Annotated in this window: 25 protein-coding genes and 1 pseudogene; 6 read left to right on the forward strand and 20 right to left on the reverse strand. The window is 72.4% G+C overall.

Annotated features, from left to right (window positions below; genetic code table 11):
* Positions 1-30 precede the first annotated feature (30 nt).
* From O7605_RS06825 to O7605_RS06855, 7 genes are all read right to left on the reverse strand, one after another.
* Positions 31-1,611: a uroporphyrinogen-III synthase gene (locus O7605_RS06825; RefSeq protein ID WP_164448462.1), complete on the reverse strand. Its 1,581-nt coding sequence runs from the start codon at positions 1,609-1,611 to the stop codon at positions 31-33.
* Positions 1,608-2,579 carry a hydroxymethylbilane synthase gene (gene hemC / locus O7605_RS06830; RefSeq protein WP_269738385.1) on the reverse strand — a complete coding sequence of 324 codons (972 nt, stop codon included), beginning with the start codon at positions 2,577-2,579 and terminating at the stop codon, positions 1,608-1,610. Before hemC ends, O7605_RS06825 begins: the two co-directional genes overlap by 4 nt.
* Positions 2,576-3,904 (reverse strand): glutamyl-tRNA reductase, encoded by a 1,329-nt coding sequence (locus tag O7605_RS06835; RefSeq protein WP_269738386.1) that lies wholly within the window; start codon positions 3,902-3,904, stop codon positions 2,576-2,578. Before O7605_RS06835 ends, hemC begins: the two co-directional genes overlap by 4 nt.
* Positions 3,901-4,671: a redox-sensing transcriptional repressor Rex gene (locus O7605_RS06840; RefSeq protein WP_164448464.1), complete on the reverse strand. Its 771-nt coding sequence runs from the start codon at positions 4,669-4,671 to the stop codon at positions 3,901-3,903. The genes O7605_RS06835 and O7605_RS06840 overlap by 4 nt, the downstream gene beginning before the upstream one ends.
* Positions 4,672-5,009: 338 nt before the next feature.
* Positions 5,010-5,678: an HAD family hydrolase gene (locus O7605_RS06845; RefSeq protein WP_269738387.1), complete on the reverse strand. Its 669-nt coding sequence runs from the start codon at positions 5,676-5,678 to the stop codon at positions 5,010-5,012.
* A gap of 38 nt (positions 5,679-5,716) precedes the next feature.
* The gene (locus O7605_RS06850; RefSeq protein WP_210829717.1) at positions 5,717-5,968 is read right to left on the reverse strand and encodes a glutaredoxin family protein; all 252 of its coding nucleotides are present in this window, start codon (positions 5,966-5,968) and stop codon (positions 5,717-5,719) included.
* On the reverse strand, positions 5,961-7,541 hold the full coding sequence (locus tag O7605_RS06855; protein ID WP_269738388.1) for an AMP-binding protein: 1,581 nt from the start codon (positions 7,539-7,541) through the stop codon (positions 5,961-5,963). The genes O7605_RS06850 and O7605_RS06855 overlap by 8 nt, the downstream gene beginning before the upstream one ends.
* 539 nt (positions 7,542-8,080) lie before the next feature.
* Between O7605_RS06855 and O7605_RS06860 the strand changes: the two genes are divergently transcribed.
* Positions 8,081-9,028, forward strand: a complete 948-nt coding sequence (locus tag O7605_RS06860; protein ID WP_269738389.1) for an ECF subfamily RNA polymerase sigma factor, BldN family — start codon at positions 8,081-8,083, stop codon at positions 9,026-9,028.
* Between the two features lie 282 nt (positions 9,029-9,310).
* Positions 9,311-10,171 carry a DUF5667 domain-containing protein gene (locus tag O7605_RS06865; RefSeq protein WP_269738390.1) on the forward strand — a complete coding sequence of 287 codons (861 nt, stop codon included), beginning with the start codon at positions 9,311-9,313 and terminating at the stop codon, positions 10,169-10,171.
* 133 nt (positions 10,172-10,304) lie between these two features.
* Here O7605_RS06865 and O7605_RS06870 read toward each other — a convergent pair whose 3' ends face one another.
* The 11 genes and pseudogenes from O7605_RS06870 to O7605_RS06920 all read right to left on the reverse strand — a co-directional run bounded on the left by O7605_RS06870 (position 10,305) and on the right by O7605_RS06920 (position 20,478).
* Positions 10,305-11,204 carry a lysophospholipid acyltransferase family protein gene (locus O7605_RS06870; RefSeq protein WP_269738738.1) on the reverse strand — a complete coding sequence of 300 codons (900 nt, stop codon included), beginning with the start codon at positions 11,202-11,204 and terminating at the stop codon, positions 10,305-10,307.
* Between the two features lie 62 nt (positions 11,205-11,266).
* Positions 11,267-12,340, reverse strand: a complete 1,074-nt coding sequence (locus O7605_RS06875; RefSeq protein ID WP_269738391.1) for an NAD-dependent epimerase/dehydratase family protein — start codon at positions 12,338-12,340, stop codon at positions 11,267-11,269.
* 117 nt (positions 12,341-12,457) lie between these two features.
* Positions 12,458-12,559 (reverse strand): 30S ribosomal protein bS22, encoded by a 102-nt coding sequence (locus O7605_RS06880; RefSeq protein WP_007465623.1) that lies wholly within the window; start codon positions 12,557-12,559, stop codon positions 12,458-12,460.
* 221 nt (positions 12,560-12,780) lie between these two features.
* The gene (locus tag O7605_RS06885; RefSeq protein WP_007465625.1) at positions 12,781-12,990 is read right to left on the reverse strand and encodes a helix-turn-helix domain-containing protein; all 210 of its coding nucleotides are present in this window, start codon (positions 12,988-12,990) and stop codon (positions 12,781-12,783) included.
* 225 nt (positions 12,991-13,215) lie between these two features.
* The gene (locus O7605_RS06890; RefSeq protein WP_269738392.1) at positions 13,216-14,400 is read right to left on the reverse strand and encodes an ABC transporter permease; all 1,185 of its coding nucleotides are present in this window, start codon (positions 14,398-14,400) and stop codon (positions 13,216-13,218) included.
* Positions 14,312-15,173, reverse strand: a pseudogene (locus O7605_RS06895) (ABC transporter ATP-binding protein); the annotation flags it as partial. The pseudogene O7605_RS06895 and the gene O7605_RS06890, both read right to left, overlap by 89 nt.
* On the reverse strand, positions 15,170-16,558 hold the full coding sequence (locus O7605_RS06900) for an efflux RND transporter periplasmic adaptor subunit (protein WP_269738393.1): 1,389 nt from the start codon (positions 16,556-16,558) through the stop codon (positions 15,170-15,172). The pseudogene O7605_RS06895 and the gene O7605_RS06900, both read right to left, overlap by 4 nt.
* Before the next feature lie 45 nt (positions 16,559-16,603).
* A complete protein-coding gene (locus O7605_RS06905) occupies positions 16,604-18,016 on the reverse strand; it encodes a hypothetical protein (protein WP_269738394.1) in 1,413 nt (470 codons plus the stop codon).
* A gap of 70 nt (positions 18,017-18,086) precedes the next feature.
* Positions 18,087-18,674 (reverse strand): TetR/AcrR family transcriptional regulator, encoded by a 588-nt coding sequence (locus O7605_RS06910; RefSeq protein ID WP_269738395.1) that lies wholly within the window; start codon positions 18,672-18,674, stop codon positions 18,087-18,089.
* A complete protein-coding gene (locus O7605_RS06915) occupies positions 18,667-19,467 on the reverse strand; it encodes an alpha/beta fold hydrolase (protein ID WP_269738396.1) in 801 nt (266 codons plus the stop codon). The genes O7605_RS06910 and O7605_RS06915 overlap by 8 nt, the downstream gene beginning before the upstream one ends.
* Before the next feature lie 90 nt (positions 19,468-19,557).
* Positions 19,558-20,478, reverse strand: a complete 921-nt coding sequence (locus O7605_RS06920) for a proline dehydrogenase family protein (RefSeq protein WP_269738397.1) — start codon at positions 20,476-20,478, stop codon at positions 19,558-19,560.
* Between the two features lie 135 nt (positions 20,479-20,613).
* On the opposite strand from O7605_RS06920, the gene O7605_RS06925 reads away from it, so the two are divergent.
* Genes O7605_RS06925 through O7605_RS06935 form a run of 3 tightly spaced genes read left to right on the forward strand, consistent with a single transcriptional unit; the run spans position 20,614 to position 22,601 of the window.
* Entirely contained in the window at positions 20,614-20,856 is a 243-nt protein-coding gene (locus O7605_RS06925; RefSeq protein WP_164448479.1) for a hypothetical protein, read from the forward strand.
* A gap of 2 nt (positions 20,857-20,858) precedes the next feature.
* A complete protein-coding gene (locus O7605_RS06930) occupies positions 20,859-22,025 on the forward strand; it encodes a glutathionylspermidine synthase family protein (RefSeq protein ID WP_269738398.1) in 1,167 nt (388 codons plus the stop codon).
* 18 nt (positions 22,026-22,043) lie between these two features.
* Positions 22,044-22,601 carry a CGNR zinc finger domain-containing protein gene (locus O7605_RS06935; RefSeq protein WP_269738399.1) on the forward strand — a complete coding sequence of 186 codons (558 nt, stop codon included), beginning with the start codon at positions 22,044-22,046 and terminating at the stop codon, positions 22,599-22,601.
* Positions 22,602-22,639: 38 nt separating this feature from the next.
* Here O7605_RS06935 and O7605_RS06940 read toward each other — a convergent pair whose 3' ends face one another.
* On the reverse strand, positions 22,640-23,446 hold the full coding sequence (locus O7605_RS06940; protein WP_269738400.1) for a sugar phosphate isomerase/epimerase family protein: 807 nt from the start codon (positions 23,444-23,446) through the stop codon (positions 22,640-22,642).
* A 75-nt stretch (positions 23,447-23,521) separates the two neighbouring features.
* Positions 23,522-24,466, reverse strand: a complete 945-nt coding sequence (locus O7605_RS06945) for a Ppx/GppA phosphatase family protein (RefSeq protein ID WP_269738401.1) — start codon at positions 24,464-24,466, stop codon at positions 23,522-23,524.
* A gap of 72 nt (positions 24,467-24,538) precedes the next feature.
* Here O7605_RS06945 and O7605_RS06950 point away from each other — a divergent pair, with 72 nt between their 5' ends.
* Positions 24,539-25,348, forward strand: coding sequence for a hypothetical protein (locus tag O7605_RS06950; RefSeq protein ID WP_269738402.1), 810 nt, complete (start codon positions 24,539-24,541; stop codon positions 25,346-25,348).
* Positions 25,349-25,360 lie beyond the last annotated feature (12 nt).

A 25,360-nucleotide genomic window follows, 5' to 3' on the forward strand; every position in this document is an offset into this window, starting at 1 on the left:
CTCCCTGACGACCAGCCGGAGCCGGAACGGCTACCGGAACCTCAGCGCGGTCGGCCCCTGGACCTTCGAGCCACGGCGCTGCTTCGCCGGCATCGCGGCGAGCTTCTCCCGCAGCTCGACGGCGTAGCCGGCGAGCGCCTCCACCAGATCGGGCACCGACGCGTGCGGCGGTTGGACGTCGACCCGCAGGCCGAACTCCGTCGCGGTCTCCGCCGTCTTGGGCCCGATGACAGCGACAACGGTACGCGTGTGCGGCTTGCCGGCGATGCCGACCAGGTTCCGGACCGTGGAGGACGAGGTGAACAGCACCGCGTCGAACCCGCCCGACTTGATCGCGTCCCGGATCTCGGCGGGCGGCGGAGCGGCCCGGACGGTCCGGTACGCGGTCACGTCGTCGACCTCCCAGCCGCGCTCGGTGAGCCCGGCGGCAAGGGTCTCGGTGGCGATGTCGGCACGCGGCAGCAGCACCCGGCCGACCGGGTCGAGCACCTCGTCGTGCGGCGAGAACTCGGCCAGCAGCCCCTCGGAGGACTGCTCACCGGAGGGAATCAGCTCCGGCTGGATGCCGAAGGCCCGGACGGCGTCGGCCGTGGCGTCGCCGATACAGGCGATCTTGACGCCGCCGAAGTGCCGGGCATCCAGCCCGTGCTCGGCGAACTTCTCCCAGACCGCCCGCACCGCGTTGACCGAGGTGAAGATCACCCAGGCGTACCTGCCGTCGACCAGGCCCTTGACCGCCCGCTCCATCTGGGCGGGGGTACGCGGCGGCTCCACCGCGATGGTCGGCACCTCACAGGGAATCGCCCCGTACGCCCGCAGCCGGGCGCTCATCGCGCCGGCCTGCTCCTTGGTGCGGGGCACCAGCACCTTCCAGCCGTACAGCGGGCGGTTCTCCCACCAGCTGAGCTTGTCCCGCTGACCAACACCGTCGCCGACGGTCAGCACGACCCGGCCGGTGAAACCGAGAGCCGCCGCGACGAAGGAGTCCACGGTCGACGTGGTGGTGTACTGCGTCTCCCCGGTGCCGTCCCCGGTCACTCCGACGTCGGTGGCGCCGTTCACGCCGGCGGCCAGCAGCCCGTCACGGATCGCGGCCAGGTCACCGGCGTCGACCGCCAGCGCCAGCGAACCGCGCTGCACGGCCGCCGCCAGCGCGTCGAAGTCCAGGACGCTGACGTCCTCGACGTCGGCGGCGGTGCGTACGCCCGGCAGCGGCACGCCCGCGTAGGTGGCCACCCCCTCGGCCTGGCCGACCCCGGGAACCACCTCGAAGTGCGCGGCGGTACGCGCCACCGCCTGCACCTCCTTGACCACCGAGTCGTGCCCGAACGGATCGCCGGCCACCAGGTGCACCGCGTTCTGCCCGGAGCGGGCCGCCGAGATCAGGATCTTGGCCACATCGCCCGGCGCGCCCTCGGCCGGCGTGAACTGGGCATCGGAGCTGGCCTCGGCCCGGACGACGTCGAGCAGCGACTCGGGTACTCCCCGGTCGTACACCACCTGGTCGGCGCCGACCAGGGCGTCGTGCGCCCGGCGGGTCAGCAGGCCCGGGTCGCCGGGTCCTGCCCCGACGAACGCGATACGGCCTACGGGCTTACGGGTGCGGGTCATTCTGTGCTCCCAAATTGCTGGGTCCCCGGGCCGTCGTGTCCTTGCGGGCCGAGGATCGAGTCGGCGCCGAGGTCGAGGAGTTCGGCGGCGAGTGCCTTACCGATCTCCGCCGCGTCGGCGGGCGTACCGGTGCGGGACAGCCGGACCTCGTGCGTACCGTCCGGGCTGATCACCGCCCCGCGCAGGTAGATCTCATCGCCGTTGTCGCCCTCGGCGAGTTCGGCGTAGGCGGCGACCGGAGCGGAGCATCCGGCCTCCAGGGTGGCCAGCATCGCCCGCTCCGCGGTGACCGCGGCGCGTGACGGTGCGTGGTCGAGCAGGGCGAGCAACTCGACCAGGTCGGTGTCGTCGAGCCGGCATTCCACCGCCAGGGCTCCCTGAGCCGGGGCCGGCAGCATCAGCATCGGGTCGAGCGTCTCGGTGACGGCGTCGGCGCGGTCGATGCGGGTCAGGCCCGCCCGGGCCAGGACGACGGCGTCCAGGTCGGCCTCCGGGCCGAGCACCCGGGCCAGCCGGGTGTCGATGTTGCCCCGGATCGGGGTGACCGACAGTGGCATGCCCAGCGCGTGCAGCTGGGCGATCCGGCGCAGCGCGCCGGTGCCGACGACCGCGCCGGGCGCAAGTTCGGCGAGCGTCCTGCCGTCGCGGGCGACGAGGGCGTCACGCGGATCCTGGCGCGGCGGCACCGCGGCGATGTGCAGCCCCGCCGCGGTCGCGGTGGGCAGGTCCTTGTAGGAGTGGACCGCGAAGTCGATCGTCCCGGCGACCAGCGCGTCACGTAGTGCGGAGACGAACACGCCCACCCCGAGGCGGTGCACCGGCGCGCTGGACCGGTCGCCGGCGGTCACCACCTCGACCAGCTCCACGGGACGTCCGGTACGCGCCGTCAACGCCCCGGCGACCTGCCCCGACTGGGCCATCGCCAGCTTGCTGCCCCGGGTACCGAGGCGCAGCGGGGCCTCGTTCATCGGTCGCCTCCGGTGGGTGGGGTGATGTCGGGCACGGTGTCCACCGGCGAGGTCTGCGGGACCTGGAGGTCGAACAGTTCCCGCAGCAGGGCCGTGTACTGGTCGCCGCCGGGTTCGGCGGCGAGCTGACGGACCCGGACGGTCGGCTGGTGCAGCAACCGCTGGACCACCCGGTGCACCGTACGGGCCACCTCGGCACGCTGGTCGTCGCTGAGGTCGGGACGGCGTTGCGCGAGCCGGCGCAGCTCGGCGGTGACCACGTCGTCGGCCCGGCCACGCAGGGCGGCGACGGTCGGCGCCACGTCGGCACCGCGCAGCCAGCAGAGGAAGGACTCGACCTCGCCGGCCACGATCCGCTCGACGGCGGCGGCGTCGGCGGCGACCGGGCCGTCGGCGAGCAGCGCCGCCATCCGGTCGATGTCGATCACCTCGACGCCGGGCAGGTCGGCCACGCCGGGGCCGACGTCTCGCGGCACCGCGAGGTCGAGCAGGACCAGTGGACCACGCCCGGGGGCGCGGTCGGCGGTCGCGGCGGCGACCACCTCGCGGGTGAGGACCGGCTCGGGCGAGGCGGTGGCGGCCACCACGACGTCCACCGTGGCGAGTGTGTCGGCCAACTCGGCCATCGGTCGCGCGCCGGCTCCGTAGGACTCGGCCAGCCGGACGGCGCGGTCGGTGCTCCGGTTCGTCACCGTCAGCGGTCCGGCGCCGAGCCGGGACAGCGTCGCCACGCCCAGCGAGCCCATCGCTCCGGCACCGACGATCAGTGCGGGTCGACCCGTGAGGTCGTCGTCGAGGTGACCGGCGGCGAGTCCCAGCGCGGCGGTCACCACGCTCTGACCGGCGCGGTCGATGCCGGTCTCCGAGTGGGCCCGCTTTCCCACCCGCAGCGCCTGCTGCATCAGCTCGTGCAGCAGCCGGCCGGCGGTGTCGGCGGCGCTGGCCCAGTGGTAGGCGTCACGTAGCTGCCCGAGGATCTGCGCCTCGCCGATCACCATCGAGTCCAGGCCGGCGGCGACCCGGAAGACGTGATCCACCGCAGCCGAGTCGAAGTGCACGTAGAGGTGGTTGGCCAGCGCGGCGGGCTGGCAACCCGCCTGCTCGGCGAGTACGGCACAGATGTCGCCGAGGCCGCCGTGGAAGCCGGAGACCACCGCGTAGACCTCCACCCGGTTACAGGTGGAGACGAGCACGGCCTCGCTCACGTACGGCTGCGCGACCAGCCGACCCAGCGTGCGGTCGAGCCCGCTGGGTGACACCGCGAGTCGTTCCAGGGTGGCGACCGGTGCGGTGCGGTAGGACGCGCCCACGACGAGGAGTTTCACGTGCCGATCGCCTCCTGGCTCTCGGTGACCGCGAGACCACCGGGCAGGGCGGTCAGGGCGGACCCACCGGCGGCGGGCAGCGCGGTCAGGGATGCCTTGCGGTGCTCGTGGAACGACAGGATCTGCAACTCGATGGCCAGGTCGACCTTGCGCACGTCGACCCCTTCGGGGACCGAGAGTACGCACGGCGCGAAGTTCAGGATGCTCGTCACGCCGACGGCGACCAACTGGTCCGCCACCCGTTGCGCGGCGGCGGCCGGGGTGGCGATGACACCGATCGCGATCGATTCCTCGGCGGCCACCCGGGGCAGCTCGTCGATGTGCTGCACGACCAGGCCGTTGATCTCCTCACCGACCCGCTCCTGGTCGGCGTCGAGGAGGGCGGCGATCCGGAACCCACGGCTGGCGAAGCCGTCGTAGCCGGCCAGGGCGTGACCGAGGTTACCCACACCCACCAGGGCGACCGCCCGGCGCTGGGTGAGCCCGAGCACGTACTCGATCTGGTCGATCAGCAGCCCGACGTCGTAGCCCACGCCCCGGGTGCCGTACGAGCCGAGCTGGGACAGGTCCTTACGGAGCTTGGCCGAGTTCACCCCGGCGGCATTGGCCAGCCCTTCGCTGGAAACCGTCTCGTGACCGGTTTCCGCGAGGTTGTGCAGGGCACGGAGGTACTCGGGGAGCCGGGCCACCGTCGCCTCGGGCAGGTCCGGGAGCGCCGGGACGGCACCTGCGCGACCGGGCGCGCCAGGGTGACGGTGCTGACTCATGAGACTCCGTGCGGTGCGATCCTCGACCAACTCCACCGGTCGGCCGTTTCGGGACTCCCGCTGGCGACCGATGTTGCCGGCTGTGCTAGCGGGGCGCGTCGGAATTACAGAGTAGGCGCTTGTGAAGACGTGCACAAATCGCGATCTTGCTGGCACGGCCCGCGCCCCCACCGGCCCCTCCATCCCACAAGATCGATCACCACCTCACCATCGGTGCCCGCGCGATTATCGCTCAATCCCGACTTCTCTGACCAATCACACGTGGCCCTCGCCCCCCATTCCCATTCGCCGATCGTGAAGTTATCGCCCCGACACGCCGAATTTCGCCCCCGACAACCTCATGAACGCCGCAGTGGGTCGGTGGAACCGGTGGCGAGGGTCACGGCCTCGGTGAGCGAGTCGGCGACGGGGTGGCCGGAGGCGAGCAACCGGGCGCGGTCGGTGAAGCCACCGCTGTAGAGGACGGCGCGGGCACCGACGGACCGGGCCGCGTCAGCGTCGTCAAGCGAGTCGCCGATCAGCACCACCGACCGGCCGTCGACGCCCAACGCGTCGAGGTGCCGCGCCAGCGACTCCGCCTTGCGGTCGCCGCCGATCTGCGCCCGCAGCCCGTCGACCCGGGAGAACCGACCGGTCAGGCCGTACGTCTCGACGGCGGGCACCAGCTCGTCGTGGAACCACATGGACAACAGGGACTGGCTGCCCGACCAGGCCGCCATCGCGTCCACGGCGTCGTGCGCCAGCTCACAGGTGGTCAGACCCATCCGGTACGCGTCGTGGAAGATCTTGTCCAGCCGGCCGAAGGCGTCGTCGTCCACCGCGCGGCCGAGGATCTCCGCGTAGTAGTCGGCGATCGGCCGGCGGAACCTCACCCGGTGCTCGTCGGGGGTGACGCTCGGCCCGCCTTCGCTGGCGAACACCGCGTTGGTACAGGCAACCACGAGGCTCAGATCGTTGAGCAGGGTGCCGTTCCAGTCCCACACCAGATGAGCGCTCGCAGGGGTCATCGCCGCACCCTATCCGGCCATGTCCCGGCGCGGCGGCCTCAGAGCTGCGGGGTGGTCAGGTCGCGCAGCAGCCGTTCCTCCTCGACCCGCCAGTAGCCGTGTTCCCTGCCGTCGAGCAGCACCACCGGCAGCCGGTCGCCGTACTCGCGCTCCAGCTCCACGTCGCCGCTGACATCCCGTTCGGTCCACCGGTCGCCGGTGACCGCGACCACCCGGTCGAGCGCCGCCTTGGCGTCCGCACAGAGGTGACAGCCGGGGCGGGTGATCAGCGTCAGGCGGGGTTCACGCATCGGTCTCCTCCGTCGTACCGAGCAGGGTCTTGCGTACCTTTCCGATCACCGAGCGCGGCAGCACGTCGACGAACTCGACCTCGGTCGGGCACTTGAATCTGGCCAGGTTACGCGTGCAGTGGTCGATCAGCTCGGCACGTGCCACCGCGGCCTGCGGCCTAGGCACCACGTACGCCCGGACAGTCTCCCCGGTCCTCGGGTGCGGCACACCCACTACGGCCGACTCCGCCACCGCGGGATGGGCCGACAGCACCAGCTCCACCTCGTGCGGATACACGTTGAAGCCGTTGACCAGGATCAGCTCGCCGATCCGGTCGACCAGGAAGAGGTCGCCGTCGGCATCGGCGTACGCCACGTCGCCGGTGGGCCACCAGCCGTCGGCGTCCGGTCCGCCCGCGCCGTCCGGCCAGTATCCGGAGAACAGGTTCGGGCCACGCACCACGAGCTGCCCCGGATCGGTGCCCGAGGCCGGGTCGGTGAGGTCCATCTCGTCCGGATCGTCGTCGGACGCGGCCACTCCGTCGCGCCACAGCTCCGTGCCGTCCGCACCGATCAGCCGCACCTGCACGCCGGGCAACGGACGGCCGATCGAGCCGGGCCGAGGTTCGCCGCCGACCAGGGTCGAGGTGAGCACCGGGGCGGTCTCGGTCAGGCCGTACCCGACGTGTACCGGACGCCCGGCGGCCTCGGTGAAGCGCGCCGCGTCGGCCGGCTCCAGCGGCGCCGCGCCGCACACCACGGTCCGCACCGCGGCCATCGCCGCAGCGAGGTTGTCGGCACCCGCCCGGGTCCAGGCCTGCACCATCGACGGTACGCCCACCAGGACGCTCACCCGGTGCCGGGCGATCTCGGCGAGCGCCGCGTCGGATCCCGCGTCGTCGACCAGGACTCCGGTCGCACCATGGTGGAGCACCGCACCCAGCCCGGAGTTCAGCCCGTAGGCGTGGAACAGCGGCAGGGCCAGCAGCACGGTGTCGTCCGGGCCGACCACCGGCGGGTCGATCCGGCCGATCTGTTCGTGGTTGGCCGCCAACGCCCCGTGGGAGAGCATGGCTCCCTTGGGCCAGCCAGAGGTGCCCGAGGTGTACAGCAGCATCGCCAGGTCGTCGGCGCCCCGGACCGGGAAGGTCCGATCGTCACCGCCGGTCGGTGCGCCGGTGTGCACCGCGACCAGCGCGGGCAGGTCCAAGTCCGCCACCAGGCCCCGGATCCGCTCGGTACCGATCAGCACCGACGCGCCCGAGTCGGCCAGGACGTGTCGCAGCTCGCGCCCGGTCAGGCCGGGATTCACCGGTACCGCGGTCAGTCCGGCGCGCAGCGCGCCGAGCAGGCTGATCACGAAATCCGGCACGTTCGGCAACGCCACGGCGACCCGCGTCGCTGGCCGGGTCGCGTCGGCCCCCGGCACCGTGTCGGCCAGCGCCCGGGCCGCACCGCTCACCGCCTCGTCCAGTTCGGACCAGGTGATCGTCCGATCCTGCCAATGCAGGGCGGGCTTGCCCGGGTGCCGGGCCGCCGCCCGGCGAAGACGGTCGGCGAGGTTGGGACCGGAGACCGAGTCAGGATCCTGCACGGTGGCTGAGTCTGGCACAGCCCGATCCGCAGGGCCACGTCCGCGAGTCCCGTCCACGGAACCGGATGGCGTCACCGACGGTGCGGTGCAGGTGCGACGGCGACGCACCGTGGACGCCCGGCCCGGTGCTGTCGCCGGTCTCCACCGGACCCCGGCATTCGCCGTCGATCCCGCCCGCCACCTGCACGAACAGCGGTTCCAATGGGGAACATGTGAGTCGTCTGTTGTCAACCACACCCGACGGACAACCGGTCCGCCGGGTCGGCGACACGTCAGGAAATACTTCGGCCCTGTGTAACGGACTTGCCACGCGCGGGTGACGTTGGCCCTATCATCACTCGGGTCGGCTCACCCCATTTGCCGTGAGTCGACACCCCTCAGCCCGAGGAGGCCCCCGTGCCGTTGAGCGCATTGGACCAGCACCTCAAGGGGATCTGCCGCCCGCCGGCACGCCCCGGAGCCCCCCTGCCCGACGCGGCGACGACCGGTCGACCGGTCGTCGCCGGCCCGGCGGCCACCGGCGGAACGGAGGCGGCGCGATGACCACCTTCGGCTTCGCCGAGCGTCCGGTCGGCCTGACCGGACCGGCCGCCCGCGCTCCGATCAACGAACGCGGTGGTGCCCACGGCGCACCGGACGCGTCGGCCAATCTCACCGTCCGGGGTGACGGTGCCGCGCGCCGGGTGGGCAGTCGGCCCCACCAGAACGAGCCGCCACATCGACCACCGGTGCCCGGTGGGAATGCCAAGCCCGCCGGCGGCCGGGTCGCCTCCCCGAACCGCCCGACGATGCCGGCTCAGGCTCGGCGCAGTGGGGACGCACCGGTCACCGAGGTGTCCACCACCGAGACCGCGGTACTTCCCGCGGTGCCCGCGACGACCGGCACCTCGACCGGGTTCCCGAGCCGCCCGGATCCCTCCGATCCGGCCACCGAGGTCTGGGCCCTCGTCGAGCGCGCCCAGGCCGGCGAGGCCGAGGCGTTCGGGCTGATCTACGACCGCTACGTGGACACGGTGTTCCGCTTCGTCTACTTCCGGGTCGGCAACCGGCAACTCGCCGAGGACCTCACCTCGGACACCTTCCTGCGCGCCCTCAAGCGGATCGGCAGCTTCACCTGGCAGGGTCGCGACCTCGGTGCCTGGCTGGTCACCATCGCCCGCAACCTGGTCGCCGACCACTTCAAGTCCGGCCGGTACCGGCTGGAGGTCACCACCGGCGACGTCCTCGACGCCGACCGGGAGGATCGAGGCCCGGAGGGCAGCCCGGAGGCGGCGGTGGTGGAGCACATCACGAACGTCGCCCTGTTGAGCGCGGTGAAACGCCTCAACCCCGAGCAGCAGGAGTGCATCGTGCTCCGCTTTCTCCAGGGCTTCTCGGTGGCCGAGACCGCCCGGGCGATGGGCAAGAACGAGGGTGCGATCAAGGCGCTGCAGTACCGGGCGGTCCGGGCCCTGGCGCGGCTGCTTCCGGACGGCTTCCAGCCGTGACCTTCCGGCACCGTCACGGTGGCGGCCCGTCCTGGTCGGCTGCCGGGCGCTCAGACCTGACAGCGATCACTTTGCGTAATTTCGGCGCCGGCCGGACCGTAACCCGCCCCCGGCACGGCGCGTTTCTCCGGGTGCGACCGGTGACAGGCCGGGAGCCCTCGGGGGCCTCCGGATGACCTGCGACGGAGCCGACGACGGCCCTCCGCCGTGGTGTCACGAGGTCATCGGTCGCTGGTGGTGAACGCGGCCGACCGGCCGTGACCAGCGAGAGGAGGTGCCACGGTGGACAACGCCCTCTTCTCCCGTCGGCGCGCCGAGCGCTTCGCGCAGCTTCTCGACGAAGCCAACGGCGGCCGACGTCATCACGTGCGTTCCAGGGACGACGATCAGCTCGCCCCACTCGTCACGCTTGGCCGGCAGCTCGGTGCCAACGCGCCGGACGCCGAGGTCGACCCGGAATTCCGCACCGGCCTGCGGGCGATGTTGCTGGCCACCGCCGTTCGTGAGGGTGTCGGCGCGCCGGCCCCCGCCCGCCCGGCCGAGAAGGCTTCTTCCGGTCGTGGGTCGCTACTGCCCCCGGTGACCGCCCGTCGGGCCCGCGCTCGCGGTGCGATCCTCATCGGCATCGCCGCCGGTGCCGTGGCCGTTTCCGGTATCTCGGCCGCCAGCGAGGACGCGGTGCCCGGTGACGCGCTGTACGGCATGAAGCGTGGCACCGAACGGGCGCAGCTCGCGCTCACCAGCTCCGACATCAGCCGGGGACAGCTCTTTCTCGACTTCGCCCGCACCCGGTTGGCCGAGGCGGCCACGTTGGGGGGCAGCCCCGGTGGATACCGTGCGGTGCTCGACGACATGGACGCGGACACCCGGCAGGGCGTACGCCTGCTCACCGGGGCGGCCGCGCAGCGCTCTGATCCCGCGGCGCTGGCCGCGGTCGACGCGTTCCTCACCGATCAGCGGCGTTCGCTGAACGCGCTGGAGGGTCGGGGCTCCCGGATCGACCGGGCGCGCACCGGCGAATCGCTCGCGCTGCTCGAATCCGTCGCCGAGCGGGCCGACGCCGTGCGGGCCGCCATCGCCTGCGGCCAGGAGTTCACCGTCACCAGCGACACACTCGGCCCGATCCCCACCACCTGCTCCTGACCGATCGGCGCTTCGAGCCCGCCCGGACCGGCCCGCCGGCAGTCGCGCCGTGGAATTCGTCGCGAGTCACCGCTCGCCCGGTTCGACGTGACGGTGACGGCCGTGCGGTGAAGCTTCCCCGTGCACCTGGCGGCTAAGGGCCGAACGGGTCGGGCCGACGCTCCAGCAACTGGTGCAGAGTCTGCTGGATGGTCTCCCGTACCTGGTCGGCAAGGTTGAACACGACCAGCGGATCGTCCGCGGAGTCCATCAGGTGCTCCGTCGGGATCGGCGGGCAGAACTCGATGAGCCACTTGCTCGGCAACGGCACCATGCCCAGCGGCCCGAGCCAGGGGAAGGTCGGGGTCACCGGGAAGTACGGCAGCTTGAGCAGTCGGGCCAGTGGTTTGATGTCGGCGAGCATCGGATAGATCTCCTCGCCGCCGACGATGGCCACCGGGATGATCGGAGTGCCGGTGCGCAGCGCCGCCGAGACGAAGCCACCTCGACCGAAGCGTTGCAGCTTGTAGCGTTGCGCGTACAGCTTGCCGACGCCCTTGAAGCCCTCCGGGAAGACGCCCACCAGCTCGCCGTGGCGCATGAGCCGCTCGGCGTCCGGGTTGCAGGCCATCGTGCCGCCGGTCTTGCGGGCGATCTCGGAGACCACCGGCATCCGGAAGACCAGGTCCGCACCGAGCAGCCGCAGGTAGCGGTGGTCCGGGTGCTCGTGGTGCAGCGCGGTGGAGAGGATCAACGCGTCCAGTGCCACGGTGCCGGAATGGTTGCCGACGATCAGCCCCGCCCCGTCCGTGGGTACGTTCTCCAGGCCGGTGACCTCGGTACGGAACCAGTCCCGGTACAGCCGGCGCAGCAGGGGATGGAAGACCGCCCCGGTCAGGTCGCGGTCGAAGCCGAACTCGTCCACCTCGTAGTCGCCCGCCAGCCGTCGGCGCAGGAAGGCCAGCCCGGCGGCGACCCGGCGGTCCCAGACATCGCCCGCCTGGCCGGAAGCGGCCGGACGGTGGCCGTTGCGTCGCGTCGGGTCCGGGGCCACCGGCGCCGGCACGGCGTACCTGTCGTCGAGGCGTGCCTCGTCGTGTCGTTCCTCGGGCCCGGTCACGACCGCTCCCGGACGGCGGCCCGAACCTGCCGGATCTGGTCCAGCACCAGCTGCTCGGCGGCGGCCAGGTGCTCCCGGGTCACCACGGCACGCCCGTGGTGTGCCCTGATGAAGTCGTCGAAGGCGGCGGCGGTCGAGCGGGGCGTGAAGGCGTACTCCCGCTCCAGCCGGGAGATGTCCACCACCCGGCCGTGCACGAAGAGGTCGACCTGGTCGAGGCCGTAGCGACCGAAGCCCATGACCCGGGCCAACGCGACCGCACCGGACAGGCCCGGCTCCAGCACCGGCACGGCGACCCGACCGGCTCGACGGATCGCCTGCGACAGCGCGAGCACGCCGGGCCCGGCGACGTTGAAGGTGCCGGGATGATCACCGGCGACCGACCGGTGCAGCACCTCCAGCGCGTCGTCGAAGTGCAGGAACTGCAGCCGGGCGTCCCGGCCGAAGATGGTCGGCACCACCGGCTGCGCGAAGTAGCGGGTGAGCGTGGTGTCCGCCGTCGAGCCGATGAACGGTGCGAAGCGCAGCACGGTGGCGGTGACGTCACCGCGTCGACGGCGAAAGCCTCGGACGTACCCCTCGATGTCGAGGATGTCGCGGCCGAAGCCACCCCGCGGCACCTCGCGCGGCTCGGTCTCCTCGGTGAAGACGGCCGGATCACGGAACGAGGCGCCGTACGCGGCGGTGGAAGAGCGGACCACGATCTTGCGTAGCCGTGGTGCCCGCTGGCACGCGGCGAGCAGCTGCATGGTGCCGATGACGTTCTGCTCTTTCATCGCCGCTCGGCCACCGTGTTGCGGATCAGGGGAGCTGACCAGGGCCAGGTGCACCACGGTGTCCACGTCGAGGTCGGCGAGGAGACCACCGACCGAGCCGGCGTCGACCCGGATCCGCTCCACCTGGTCGAGCAGTGCGTCGACCTCGGGCCCGGGCTCCGGCTGGTCGATGCCGATGACCCGGTCGATCCGCGGGTCGGCGGCCAGCCGGGCGGCGACGTGCGCGCCGAGATAGCGACTGACCCCGGTCACGACGACGACCCCCGGAGGGCTCTGGGAGCCACCGGGGGTCATGTCTCGCACCTACCCCGGCAGGTGGGACCGAGCCGGGACAGCCACGGCCTGATCACCTGAGCCTCCGAGGGTCGACAGTTGGCGAGGGACGGACGCCGGGACCAGGCCCGGCGTCGGTCACTTGCCGAGACGGCGACGCTGGACGCGGGTCTTGCGCAGCAGCTTGCGGTGCTTCTTCTTAGCCATGCGCTTGCGGCGCTTCTTGACCACCGAGCCCATACGACAGCCTTTCGATGCAACGTGCGGCGCGACCGGGAGGACACCACGAACTCGTGGCGTCGGCGACCGCTTGCGGACAGGGACCGGACCGGCGGGATGGGCGGCGGAGCGCACCAGCGGTCACGATCGGAGTCCAGCGTAGCGAAACTGCGTCAGCAGGACCAACGCGCCCCCGCTCGATGCCCGTTCCACCGGGCCCGCGTGACCCGGCCGCACCAGGGTCAGGCGGTCTCCTGGAAGGCGCCGCGCAGGTATTCGTGCACCGCGTGCTCCGGCACCCGGAACGACCTGCCCACCCGCACCGCGGTCAGCTCACCGCTGTGCACCAGGCGGTAGACCGTCATCTTCGACACCCGCATGACCGTTGCCACCTCGGCGACGGTCAGGAACTTGACCTCCGACAGCCGACCGTCGGACTGCGACCCGGCCATGGCTCACCCGACCCATCCCATGCCCGGCGCGTGCCGCCACACGGGTCCTCCCGCGCGGCCGGCGACGCGCGTGTTACCAGTACGGTAGCGGGACGGCTGTGACCGGCGCGATCCCTTCCTGCAACTGATCATGGATCGTGCCGATGCTGCGGCGAAAAACCCCTGGTCGGGTACGGTCTTCCGAATTCCGGCGACGATCAACCTCGGCCGCGGGTATCGGGGAGGTCACTCGGCGCGCAGCGCCACCACCGGATCGAGCCGACCGGCCCGCTGCGCGGGTACCACCCCGAAGACGATGCCGACCGCCGCCGAGACGCCGAAGGCCAGTGCCAGCGACCACCAGGTCACCGCCGCCGGGATGGGTGAGAGCGCGGCCACCAGCAGCGCGCCGCCCACCCCGAGGACCATTCCGGTGAGCCCACCGACGGAGGTCAGCAGCACCGCCTCCAGCAGGAACTGCACGCCGATGTCCCGGGGCCGGGCCCCGACCGCCTTCCGCAGCCCGATCTCCCGGGTCCGCTCTCGAACCGAGACGAGCATGATGTTGGAGACGCCGACCCCACCGACCAGCAGCGAGATGCCCGCGATGGCGGCCAGTACGCCGGTCAGGATGCCGAGGATGTCACCCAGCACACCGAGGATCTGCTCCTGGGTGACGGCGCTGAACTCGGTACCGGGGTGCCGGCCGTTGAGTTCGGCCACGATCCGGTCACCCAGCTCGTCGATCCGTTCCCGGTCGGGCGCCTTCACCGCGATGGCGTCGACCCGCTGGGTGCCGTAGAGCCGCTGCGCCGCCGTCACCGGCACGTGCACCTCGTCGTCCCGGTCGACCCCGAGGCTCTGTCCGAGCGGGGTGAAGACGCCGATCACCCGGAAGCGGACCCCGGCGACGTTGATCTGCTGGCCGACCGCCTCCCGGTCCGGGAAGAGGGACCGGGCCACCGAGTCGCCGAGCACCGCCACCCGCCGCCCGGTGTCCACATCGGCCCGGGTCAGGTACCGGCCCCGGCCCAGTTCCCGGGCGAAGACCGTCGGGGTCGTCTCCAGCACCCCCTGGACGGTCGTGAAGTCCTCCCGGTTGCCGGCCCGCACGGTCGCACCCGAGGCGACCGTCACGGCCACCCGGTCGGGATCGCCGACCACCCGCCCTACCGCGTCGACGTCCTGCAGGGTGAGCGGGGACAGCGCCGGTGCGCTGCCCACGTCCAGCCGCCCCGGCACGACCAGCAGCAGATTGGAGCCGAGCCCCTCCACCTGCTGTTCCACCCGCTGCTTGGTGCCGGTGCCGATGGCCACCAGCAGCACCACGGAGGCCACTCCGATGACCACCCCGAGCATGGTCAGCGCGCTGCGCATCCGGTTCGCCCGCAGCGCGTCCCAGGCCACCCGCCACGCCTCGGTCACCCTCACGTGCCGGCCCCGCCGTCAACTACTCCGCGCAGACCGGCCCCGCCGGCCTCCGTGCCTGCCGGCGCCGGCTCGTCGGCCGAGGTGGCCGCGCTGTCGGCGACGACCACACCGTCCCGCATCGCGATGCGCCGCCGGGCCCGGGCCGCCACCTCCGCGTCGTGGGTGACCATCACCAGCGCCACCCCGGACTCGACGTTGAGTCGTTCCAGCAGTTCCAGCACGGCCGCGCCGGTGGTGCTGTCCAGGTTGCCGGTCGGCTCGTCGGCCAGCAGCACGGTCGGGTCGGTGACCAGGGCCCGGGCGATCGCCACCCGCTGCTGCTCGCCGCCGGAGAGCTGGTTGGGCCGGTGGTGCAGCCGGTGCCCCAGGCCGACCCGGCCGAGCATCGCGGCGGCGCGCTCCCGCCGCTGACGCGCGCCCACCCCCCGGTACACCAGCGGCAGCGCCACGTTGTCCACCGCCGAGGTACGCGGCAGCAGGTGGAACGCCTGGAACACGAATCCGATCGTCTCGTTGCGCAGCCGGGCCAGCTCCGGTGCGGACAGGCTGCCCACCTCCCGGCCACCGATGACCAGCCGGCCGCCGCTGGGCCAGTCCAGGCCGCCCAGCAGGTGCATCAGCGTGGACTTGCCGGATCCGGAGGGCCCGATCAGCGCCACGTAGTCGCCGGCGCCGACGGTCAGCGACACGCCCCGCAGGGCGGGCACCGAGACCCCGTCCAACTCGTACGTCCGGGACACGTCGAACGCCTCGATGGCCGGCCCCCGGCTCACCCGATCTCCTGGCCCTCGCGGATCTGGTCGGTACCCCGGACGACGATCCGGTCCCCGGCCTGCACCCCGTCGACGATCTGCACCAGGTCCTGGCCCTGGACACCGACGGTGACCACCGCCCGGTCGGCACGACCGTCGCGGACCAGCCAGACGGTGTCCCGACCGTCGACCGAGAAGAGCGCCGACGCGGGCACGGTCACCGCGTCCGCCTCCTCCCGGACCCGCAGTCGCAGCACCGCGTTCATTCCAGGGCGCGGGGTGGGCGCCGGCTCGGCCTCACCGAAGCGGCCGTCGCCGAGCGCGAGTCGTACCCGGTAACTCACCCCGCCCCGGGCCGAGGTACTGGGCAGCACGTCGATCGAGCGGACCGTCGCCGGGTAGCTGGCACCGGGGACGGCGTCCAGTTCGACGGTCCCGGTCAGCCCGGGCCGGACCAGCAGCACGTCCGTCTCGTCGACCTCGGCGAGCAGGCCCAGGTCGCGGGTGTCCACCACGGTCAGCACCGCGGTGCCGGCGGTGACCCGACCACCCACCGGTATCGCGGTGTCCACCCCGGGCGGCGGGCCGGCCGGCGCGCCGAGGGCCTCCGCACCGATGCCCGCCGGCATCCCACCGGACTCCAGCAACCCGGCGAGCGCCCCCGCCGAGCCACCGCCGCTGCTGACGCCGCCCGGTTGCACCACCCCGGCGATCGGGGCGCGCAGGGTCAACGCGTCGACGTTCGCCTTGGCCAGATCGTACGCCTGCTGGGCCTGGAGTCGCTGGGCGGTGGCGAGCGCGCTGACGGCGGAGTTCAGGTTGCGAACGCCGCGCTGCACCTCCCGTACCGCCCGGTCGGCGGCCCGAGCCGCCGCGTCGTACCGCCGCTGGGCCGCCTCGACCTGGGTGAGCAACGCCTTGCGAAGCTTCGGGTCGTCGATCCTCACCGCGGCCGCGCGGGCGGCGGCGTGGGTCTGCTCGGCGGCCCGGTCGGTGCCGCGCAGGGAACCGACGAGGTCACCGCCGCCACCGCCGCCACCGGCGCGCTTCGCCGCGTTCAGCGCGTCACGCGCCTGGCGGAGCCGTTCCCGGGCCGACGGTGAGCTGATCACCGCGAGCACCTGGCCCCGCTTGACCTGCTGCCCCGGCTTGACCCGCAGTCGGGCGAGCGTGCCGTCCGCCGGGGCGGTGAGGGTCGCCGCCGCACGCGCGACGACCGTGGCGGGGGCGTCGATCTCCTCCGCCACCGCCGCCCGGGCCGCGGCGGCGAGGGTGATCGACGGTTCGTCACCACCGCAGGAGGCGGCGGTGGTGACGGTCAGCACGGTGACGGCGAGCAGGACGGTGAGCAGGCGGAGCCGCATGGCTGGCAGCCGCGGCGAGTCGGAGCGGCGCACGCGACACATGCTACGAGTCGCTGTCGATGTCCGCCCTGCCAGGGCCGCCCCAGGTCAGCGCACGGCCTTCCGGACGTACGCGACGCACTCCTTGCGCAGGCTCGCCCAGGACTGACCGAAGATCTCCTCGGTGGTCTGCGCCGGTAGCCGCAGGTCGTACACCACCGCCTTGAAGAAGGCGAAGGCCCGCTCCTCGCCGAAGCGGTCGACCAGATGCCGGAAGGCGAGGTACGCGATCCCGTAGTTGCCCGTCACCTCCTCGTGGGGTGCGTCGTCGGCGGGTATGAGCTTGTCCAGCTTGCCGTCCCAGTCGCCCCGCACCAGCCGTCGGGTGGGCACCAGCCCCTCGTACCGGGCGACCGACCGGCCGTCGGCACCGGCGTGCTCGGCCAACCCCTCGATCAGCCACCAGGCCGAGTTGTCCCAGTAGTCCTTGTCGGGCAGCGAGGCGGTGTGGGCCAGCTCGTGGCGGAGCAGCTCGTCCAGCCCGGGACCGTAGTCGAGCGTCTCGGGTGCCAGCACCACCTCGTGGTGACCGCCGCCGACGTTCACCGCGTACCCCGCGCCCCATTCCGGTTGGTCACCGCCGTACCACCGCTCCCACTCCTTCGGCCCGGCGTAGAAGACGCGGTACAGGTCGGGCGGCGCACCGGTCACGACGTAGCCGTCCGCCACCTTCGCCGCCGCCTCGGCCCGCTTCAGCAGGCCCGGCAACCGGTCGCGGTGGGCCGGGGTGCTGGCCACCATCACCCGCTTTCCGACCAGGACGGCCAGCTTGCTGACCTCCCAGGGCAGGACACCGGGCTGGCCGTTGTAGCGGCCGTTGACAACTGCCGAGGACTTCGACTTGAGCAGGGTGAGCAGCCGGGGTTCCGCACCGTCGCGCCACCGGGTCTCGACCACCACCGGGCTCGGTTGACAGTTCCGTACGACGAAGCAGTACTGGAACTCGATCGACACCCGCCATTCCCCCGCCCGGCCCGCGGAGGTGGGCAGGCCACTCGGCCGCCCCTGCCAGTGCACGACCCGCAGGGCCTTGAGCGCGTCGAACCGTCGACGCAGCTCGGGGCGTACCCCCGTGGCCGCGATCGCGGCGAACGCTGACCGGTCACCGCCGAGCAGGGCGGCGGCCTGCTTGTCGAGTTGCGCGGTGATCCGTTCGGCGACCTGTCGGGCGGCGGCCGTGGTCGGGTTCTCCGTCGGCGAGGCGGCGGTCGCCGGCTCACCGACCTCGACATCGGACGCTCCGCCGGCCAGCAGCACCACCGGAACGCCGACACTCAGGGTCAGCAGCACCGCGACCAACGCGGTCCACAGTGGCCAACGTCGACGCCGTCGGCCTTCGGTCCCCGGACCGGCCGGCGGCTCCTCCACCGCCGGAGCAGATGCCGGCTCCGCCGTCACCCCATCCGGTGTCGCACCGGTCGGCGCCGGCTCATCGCTGCCCACCGGGCCCCCGTGATCCACCGGCGAAGGGTACGGCCTGCGGTGGCGCCGACGGAAGAGCGATCGACCGACGCTGTCCCGGTCGGTACGTTCAGGCAGGGCCGGGCGTCCCCGATCCGGGCCAGGACGAGAACGCCACGCCCAACGCGCTGATCATCTGGTCGAAGGAACGGTCGAGTTCCCGGGGCAACCCGAAGCCACCGGCCGCCTCCAGTGCGACGAAGCCGTGCACGGCCGCGCGGAACATCCGGACTCCGTCCACTGCGGCGTCGCCGTGGATGCCGTATCCCCGCAGGATGGCGTAGACCACACCGACCGCCCGCTCCCCGGCGGCCAGGTGCACCGGGTCGGCCGGATCCGGTACCCGCTGGGTGGCCGGATAGCGCCCGGGGTGCCGACGGGCGTACGAGCGGTAGGCGGCGGCGACGGCCCGCAGCGCGTCCGCACCGCTACGGCCGGCGGCGGCCGTGGTCATCTCGTCGGCGATCTCGGCGGTGGCCAGCGCGGACAGTTGCTGCGCGAGCGCCTCGACGCCCTTGATGTGCTTGTAGAGGCTCGGCAGCGCCACGCCGAGCCGGTTCGCCAACGCGGCGAGGGTGAGCCGGTGGTACCCGACCTCGTCGACGAGCCGGGCCGCCTCGCGCACCACCACCTGCGCGTTGAGCCCGGCCCTAGGCACGGTTCGCCGCCGCCAGGAAGCCGACCAGTTCCGCCGCCGTCGCCTCCGGACGGTCGGCGTGCGGGTAGTGCCCGGCGTCGGTGATCATCCGCGCCTCGGCGACCGGGAACAGCCGCCGGGCGGCCCGCGCCTCGGCGCCCGGGTCGCGGAAGTCGGGGTCCTTCGTGCCCATCAGCACCAGCACCGGCTGACGCACCTGCGGGGCGCGGGCGGTCCAGTGCGGCCGCACCGGATGGATCACGCCGCGCACGGGCGCCATCCGACCCGGGCGGCGCAGCGCCGCCACCAGCTGCCGGCGGTACTGCGCGTCGTCGGCCGGGCGGTGCACGGGAAAGAGCGTGCGGTGGAACAGACCGAACAGCCGTGGACTGCGCAGCACCACGCTCTGGGCCAGCCGGATGAGGAAGTTGCTCTCCGGCGGGTTGACGAACGCGCCGACCAGCACGATCCCGTTGACCAGGTCCGGCGCGTCGGCGGCGGCGAAGACCGCGGCCGCGGCGCTTGACGAGTTGCCCACCAGAACGGCCGGACCGCCGCCGAGGTCGCGAACCACCGCGAGCAGGTCGCCACCCACCTCCACCGGGGCGTACGACGGCCAGTCGGCGCTGGAGTCGCCATGCCCGCGCACGTCGACCGAGGCGACCCGGTAGCCCGCCGCCACCAGCAGCGGAATCAGATGCCGGTAGGAGCCGCGGTTCTCCCCCATGCCGTGCGCGAGCACCACCAGCGCCCCCTGCCCGTGCACCTCGTACGCGATGCGACCGTCGGCACGCTCCACCCAGCTAGTTGTCATAGCCAATAGGCTAATGCTATTAGCCAACACCGTCAAGGCCGCGCCACGCACCGCCGACCCTGTCGGCCGGCGGCACGTGGCGGAGGAGGGCTACTTCCGGGAGCTGAGCGCGCGGGCGAAGAACGCCAGGTTGGCGGGACGCTCGGCGAGCCGGCGCATCAGGTAGCCGTACCAGTCGTCGCCGTAGGGCACGTAGGTCCGCACCGCGTAACCCTCGCCGACCAGGCGGGCCTGCTCCTCCGGCCGGATGCCGTACAGCATCTGGAACTCGAAGCGGTCGGGGTCACGGTCGAACCAGCGTGCCCGGTCCTCACCGATCGCGATCAGGCGTGGGTCGTGGGTGGCCAGCATCGGATAACCGTCGCCGGACATCAGGATGTTGAGGCACCGGACGTAGGACTTGTCGACCTCGCGGGCCGACTGGTACGCCACCGACTCCGGCTCCCGGTACGCGCCCTTGCACAGCCGCACCCGCGATCCGGCCGCCGCCAGGTCGCGACAGTCGGACTCGGTGCGCCGCAGGTAGGCCTGCAGCACCGCGCCGGTCGACGGGTGGTCCTTGCGGAGCTTGGTCAGGATGTCCAGGGTCGAGTCGGTGGTGGTGTGGTCCTCCATGTCCAGGGTGACCGTGGTGCCCGCCGCCTCGGCGGCGGCGCAGATCGCCCGCGCGTTGTCGTACGCGAGCTGCTCGTCGAACGCCTGGCCGAGCGCGGAGAGCTTCACACTGACCTCGGCGGCGGGCGTCAGCTTCGCCTCGGCGAGCATCCGCAGCAACGTGAGGTACTCGTCCCGGGTGGCGTTGGCCTGTTCACCGGTGACGGTGTCCTCGCCGAGATTGTCGAGGGTGACCGCCAGACCGTCGTCGACGAGTTCGCGGGTCGCGCGCAACGCGTCGTCGGTCTTGGCGCCGGCGACGAACCGGCGGACGACGTCCCGGGAGAACGGGGCCGTCGCGACGAGCCGCTCGACCCGGGATGACCGGGAGGCGGCGAGGATGACGGAACGGAGCATGAGCCGAGCGTAACGCTCACCCGACCGCCAGGTACCTTCCCCCGTCGCCCCCGGCCCGGGGCGGACGGGATGGCGTTCATCGGTTACAACCATGTCGTGGAACAACGCCCTCGCCGCCGACTCCGATCGGCCTCAGTGCAGCTTGGCGCCATCACCGCGCTGGCGCTCGCCCTCTCCGGCTGCAACATGACCTCCGACGACGACGATGACGACTGCGCCCTCGGCCCGGCCGGGGGCGGGGAGACGGTGGCCCTGGCCCTGCGGGTGCCGGCCCCCGCCGCCGAGACCGGCGCCGGCCGTGCCGCACCCGAGCCGGTCGGCGCGGCCGTGCCCGAGCGCGGCGGCTTCGGCACCCACCTCGCCTCCTGCGGCGGCTGAGCGTGCGTCGCGAGACGACCGCTCCCCGCCCCGACTGGGACACCACCATCCGGGAGCAGGGCCTGGTCTACGTCGACACGGAACTGCCCGACGGCGGGGTGATGTCGTACTGGGACGAGACCGCCACGTACGCCTTCGAGCTGGACGAGGTGCTGCGGCTGGAGGAGGCCACCGAGGAACTGCACCGGATGTCGGTGGCCGCCGCCGAACACGTGGTGGCGCGCAACCGGTACGCCGATTTCGGCATCCCGGCGTGGGCGGCCGAGGCGGTCGCCCGCTCGCTGCGGGAGACGCCGCCGACCCTCTACGGCCGCTTCGACCTCTGGTACGACGGCAGTTGGCCGCCGAAGCTGCTGGAGTACAACGCCGACACCCCCACCGCCCTGGTCGAGGCGAGCATCATCCAGTGGTACTGGCTGGAACACACCCGGCCGGACCTGGACCAGTGGAACAGCCTGCACGAGCGGCTCGTCGGCAGCTGGGCGAAGATCGGCGCCGAGCTGTACGACCGGCGGGTGCACGTGGTCTGGTCCAACGAGGAGGAGACCGGCGAGGACCACATGACCGCCGGCTACCTGGCCGAGACCGCCCGCCAGGCGGGGCTGGACGTCGAACTGCTGCCGATCCAGGATCTCGGCTGGAACGGCCGGCGTTTCATCGACGCCGACGACCGCCCGGTCACCACCTGTTTCAAGCTCTACCCGTGGGAGTGGATGCTCGCCGAGCCGTACGGCCCGCTGGCGCTGCGGCCGGGCACCCCGACCACCTGGATCGAGCCGGCCTGGAAGCTGCTGTTGTCCAACAAGGCGCTGCTGGCCGTGCTGTGGGAGTTGTACCCGGGGCACGAGTTGCTGCTCCCGGCGTACCTCGACTCGCCGCGCGGCATGTCCGAGTACGTCGCCAAGCCGCTGCTCGGTCGGGAGGGCGCCGCGGTGCGGATCGTCACCCCCGGTGGCGAGATCAGCAACCCGGGCGACTACGGCGACGAGGGCTACTGCTACCAGGAGTTCCGGGCGCTGCCCGAGTTCGCCGGAAGCCGCCTGGTGCTGGGCAGTTGGACAGTCGACGGAGAATCGGCGGGTGCCGGGCTGCGGGAGAGCGCGAGCCTGATCACCGACGGCTACGCGCGGTTCCTGCCGCACTACATCGACGCGCCACGCCCGGAGTGAGTCGTCTACCGTTGAGGCGTGAACTTCGACGCGTACGCCCGGACCGGGGTTGACCTCGTCAACGCGCGCCTGGACGATCTCGACGATCTACGCGCCATCTTCTGCGACGACCAGAAGTGGATGCGCGACGAGGTCGCGGAACGGGACCTGCCGACCTTCCGGCGCGCGCAGAAGCGGCTGCGTGACGTCTTCGAATACGGCACCTCGGGGCGCGACGCCGAGGCGGTGAACGAGCTGAACTCCCTGCTGGAGGCGTTCCCGGTGCAGCCGCGCATCTCGGGACACGACTCCAGCGACTGGCACATGCACGTGACCAGCCGGGGTGCCTCGGTCAGCTCGGAATATCTGGCCGGCGCGGTGTGGGGCCTGTCGGTGTGGCTGTGCGAGTACGGCAGCGCCCGATTCGGCGTCTGCGCCGACGACCGCTGCGGCAACGTCTACCTGGACACCTCGTCGAACTGCTGCCGGCGGTTCTGCTCGGAGCGCTGCGCCACCCGCTCGCACGTGGCCGCGCACCGGGCCCGCAAGCGGGCCGCCGTGCCCAGCCAACCGGACCCGCTGGCGCCGGTCTCCTGACCCGCGATCACGGGCCGTCCGGCCGTCCGGCCGGAGCCTCAGGCGTCGACCGGTGACGGCGTGCTGAGGTGCTGCCGGGCGAACGCCAGCGCCTCGCGCAGGTCCGCCTCACGGACCTGCCGGCTCTTCGCGCCCCGGGTGGTCACCTCCACCGCCACCGAACCGGAGAAGCCCCGCCCGGCCAGCGAGCGCAGCAGCTCGGCGCAGGGCTGGTTGCCGCGCCCCGGCACCAGGTGCTCGTCGCGTCCCTCGCCGGTGCCGTCGCCGAGATGCACGTGGGCCAGACCGTCGCCCATCCGGTCGGCCATCGCCAGCGCGTCGCTGTGCGAGGCCGCGCAGTGCGACAGATCCAGGGTGTACGAGGCGTAACCGGCTTCGGTGGGATCCCAACCAGGCACGTACGGGACGAACTGGCGGCCGGCCATCCGTACCGGATACATGTTCTCCACCGCGAACCGGAGGCCGCCGAACTCGCCGGCCACCCGGTCGAGCCCCTCGGCGAAGCCACGTGCGTACTCCCGCTGCCAGGTGAACGGCGGGTGCACCACGACGGTCGGCGCCTCCAACGTCTCGGCCAGCACCGCCGCCCGGCGCAGCCGCTCCCACGGGTCGGGGCTCCACACCCGCTGCGTGACCAGCAGACACGGTGCGTGCACGGAGAGTACCGGCACTCCGTAGTGATCTGACAGCCCGCGCAGCGCGCCCGCGTCCTGGCTGACCGCGTCGGTCCACACCATCACCTCGAGGCCGTCGTAACCGTGCGTGGCGGCCAGCTGAAACGCCGCCGCGGTCCGCTCAGGGAAGACCGAGGAACTGGACAGGAGCACCGGGACGCGGGAAGTCACGCCATCGAGGGTAGCCGGGATGCGGTCGGGCATCATGACGAGAACCGGCAAAGCAGACAGCCGGGACGTTCAGCATCACACCGGAGTCAGTCGATCCAGTCGGCTGAGGATCACACCCTCCCGCAGCGCCCACGGACAGACGTCCAGCGCGTCGATCCCGAGTCGACGCATCACCGACTCGGCGACGACGGCACCGGCCAGCAGTTGGTGGGCGCGCCCCGCGCTGACCCCCTCCAGTTCGACAAGCTGCGCGGGCGGGATGTGCCGGATGAAGCCGAGCACCTGTCGCAGCCCGGACCGGGTGAGCCGGCGTCGGGCCCAGAGCCCGGCCCCGCTGGGTGCCGCACCGGCGAGTCGGGCCAGCGTACGGAACGTCTTGGAGGTCGCCACCGACCGTTCCCACCCCACCTCGGTCATCCGCTCGACCACCGGATCGAGGTGGGCGTCGACGTACTCCCGCAACTGCTCCACCGTCTCCGGCGCGGGCGGGGCGGTGCTGTCCGGATCCACGTCGAGCCGGTCCCGGGTCAGCCGACCGGCACCCAGCGGCAGCGACACCGCGACGTCCGGATCCTCGTCGATACCGGCCGCGATCTCCAGCGAGCCGCCACCGATGTCCAGCACCAGCAGCCGCCCGGCGGACCAACCGAACCACCGCCGGACCGCGAGGAAGGTCATCCGCGCCTCGTCGGCGCCGGAGAGCACCTCCAGCCGTACGCCGGTGGAGTCCCGCACCCGGGTCAGCACCTCCGCCGCGTTCGTGGCGTCGCGCACCGCGGAGGTGGCGAAGGCGATCAGGTCGTCGACCTCCAGATCGGCGGCCGACGTACGCGCCGCCTCCACCGCCGTGACCAGGGCGTCGGCGCCGGCCTCGCGAAGCGCGCCGTCCGGTCCGATCTGCTCGGCGAGACGCAACACCGTCTTCTCCGAGTGCGCCGGCCACGGGTGCGCGCCCCGGTGGGCGTCGACCACCAGCAGGTGCACCGTGTTGGAACCGACGTCGAGGACACCCAGTCGCATGGGAGAACCCTAGGCCCACCCGGTTCGCGCCACTCGGCGACCTGCCCGCCGCACCACGCGTACGCTGGCCGGGTGACAGGGCAGATCGAACTCCGTGTGCTGGTGGACGACCCGGCCGACCCGCGCAGCCGGGAGGTGCCGCTGGACTTCCCCCGGGAGTGGATCGAGTTCGTCGACCCGGCGGACGAACGGCACCTGATCCGGGCCGACCTCACCTGGTTGCTGTCCCGGTGGACCTGCATCTTCGGCAAGGGCTGCCACGGCATCATCGCCGGTCGGGCGGCCGACGGCTGCTGCTCGCACGGTGCGTTCTTCACCGACTCGGACGACGAGTCGCGGGTACGCGCCGCGGCGAAGCGGCTCACCCCGCAGACCTGGCAGCACTACCGGCGTGGATTCAAGAACTGGACCGCGAACGACACCGTCGACGGCAAGACGCCGGCCCGGCGTACCGCTACCCGGGATGCCGACGGGCCCTGCGTCTTCCTCAACGACGCGGACTTCCCGGGCGGAGGCGGCTGCGCGCTGCACGCCCAGGCGCTGCGCGACGGGGCGCATCCGCTGGAGTACAAGCCGGATGTGTGCTGGCAGCTGCCGGTCCGCCGGGACCAGGAGTGGGTGAAGCGCCCGGACAACACGAAGGTGCTGGTGTCCACGCTCGCCGAGTTCGACCGGCGCGGCTGGGGTGCCGGCGGGCACGACCTCGACTGGTGGTGCACCTCCTCCACCGACGCGCACGTCGGCGCCGACCCGATGTACCTGTCGTACGCCCCGGAGCTGACCGCGCTCGTCGGCGAGGCCGCGTACGCGAAACTGGCCGAACTGTGCGCGGCGCGGACCCGGCAGGGCCTCGTCGCCCCCCACCCGGCGGACCAACTCTGAAGCAGACCTAGG

This window comes from Verrucosispora sp. WMMA2121 (genome assembly GCF_027460185.1).
Lineage (GTDB): Bacteria > Actinomycetota > Actinomycetes > Mycobacteriales > Micromonosporaceae > Micromonospora > Micromonospora palythoicola.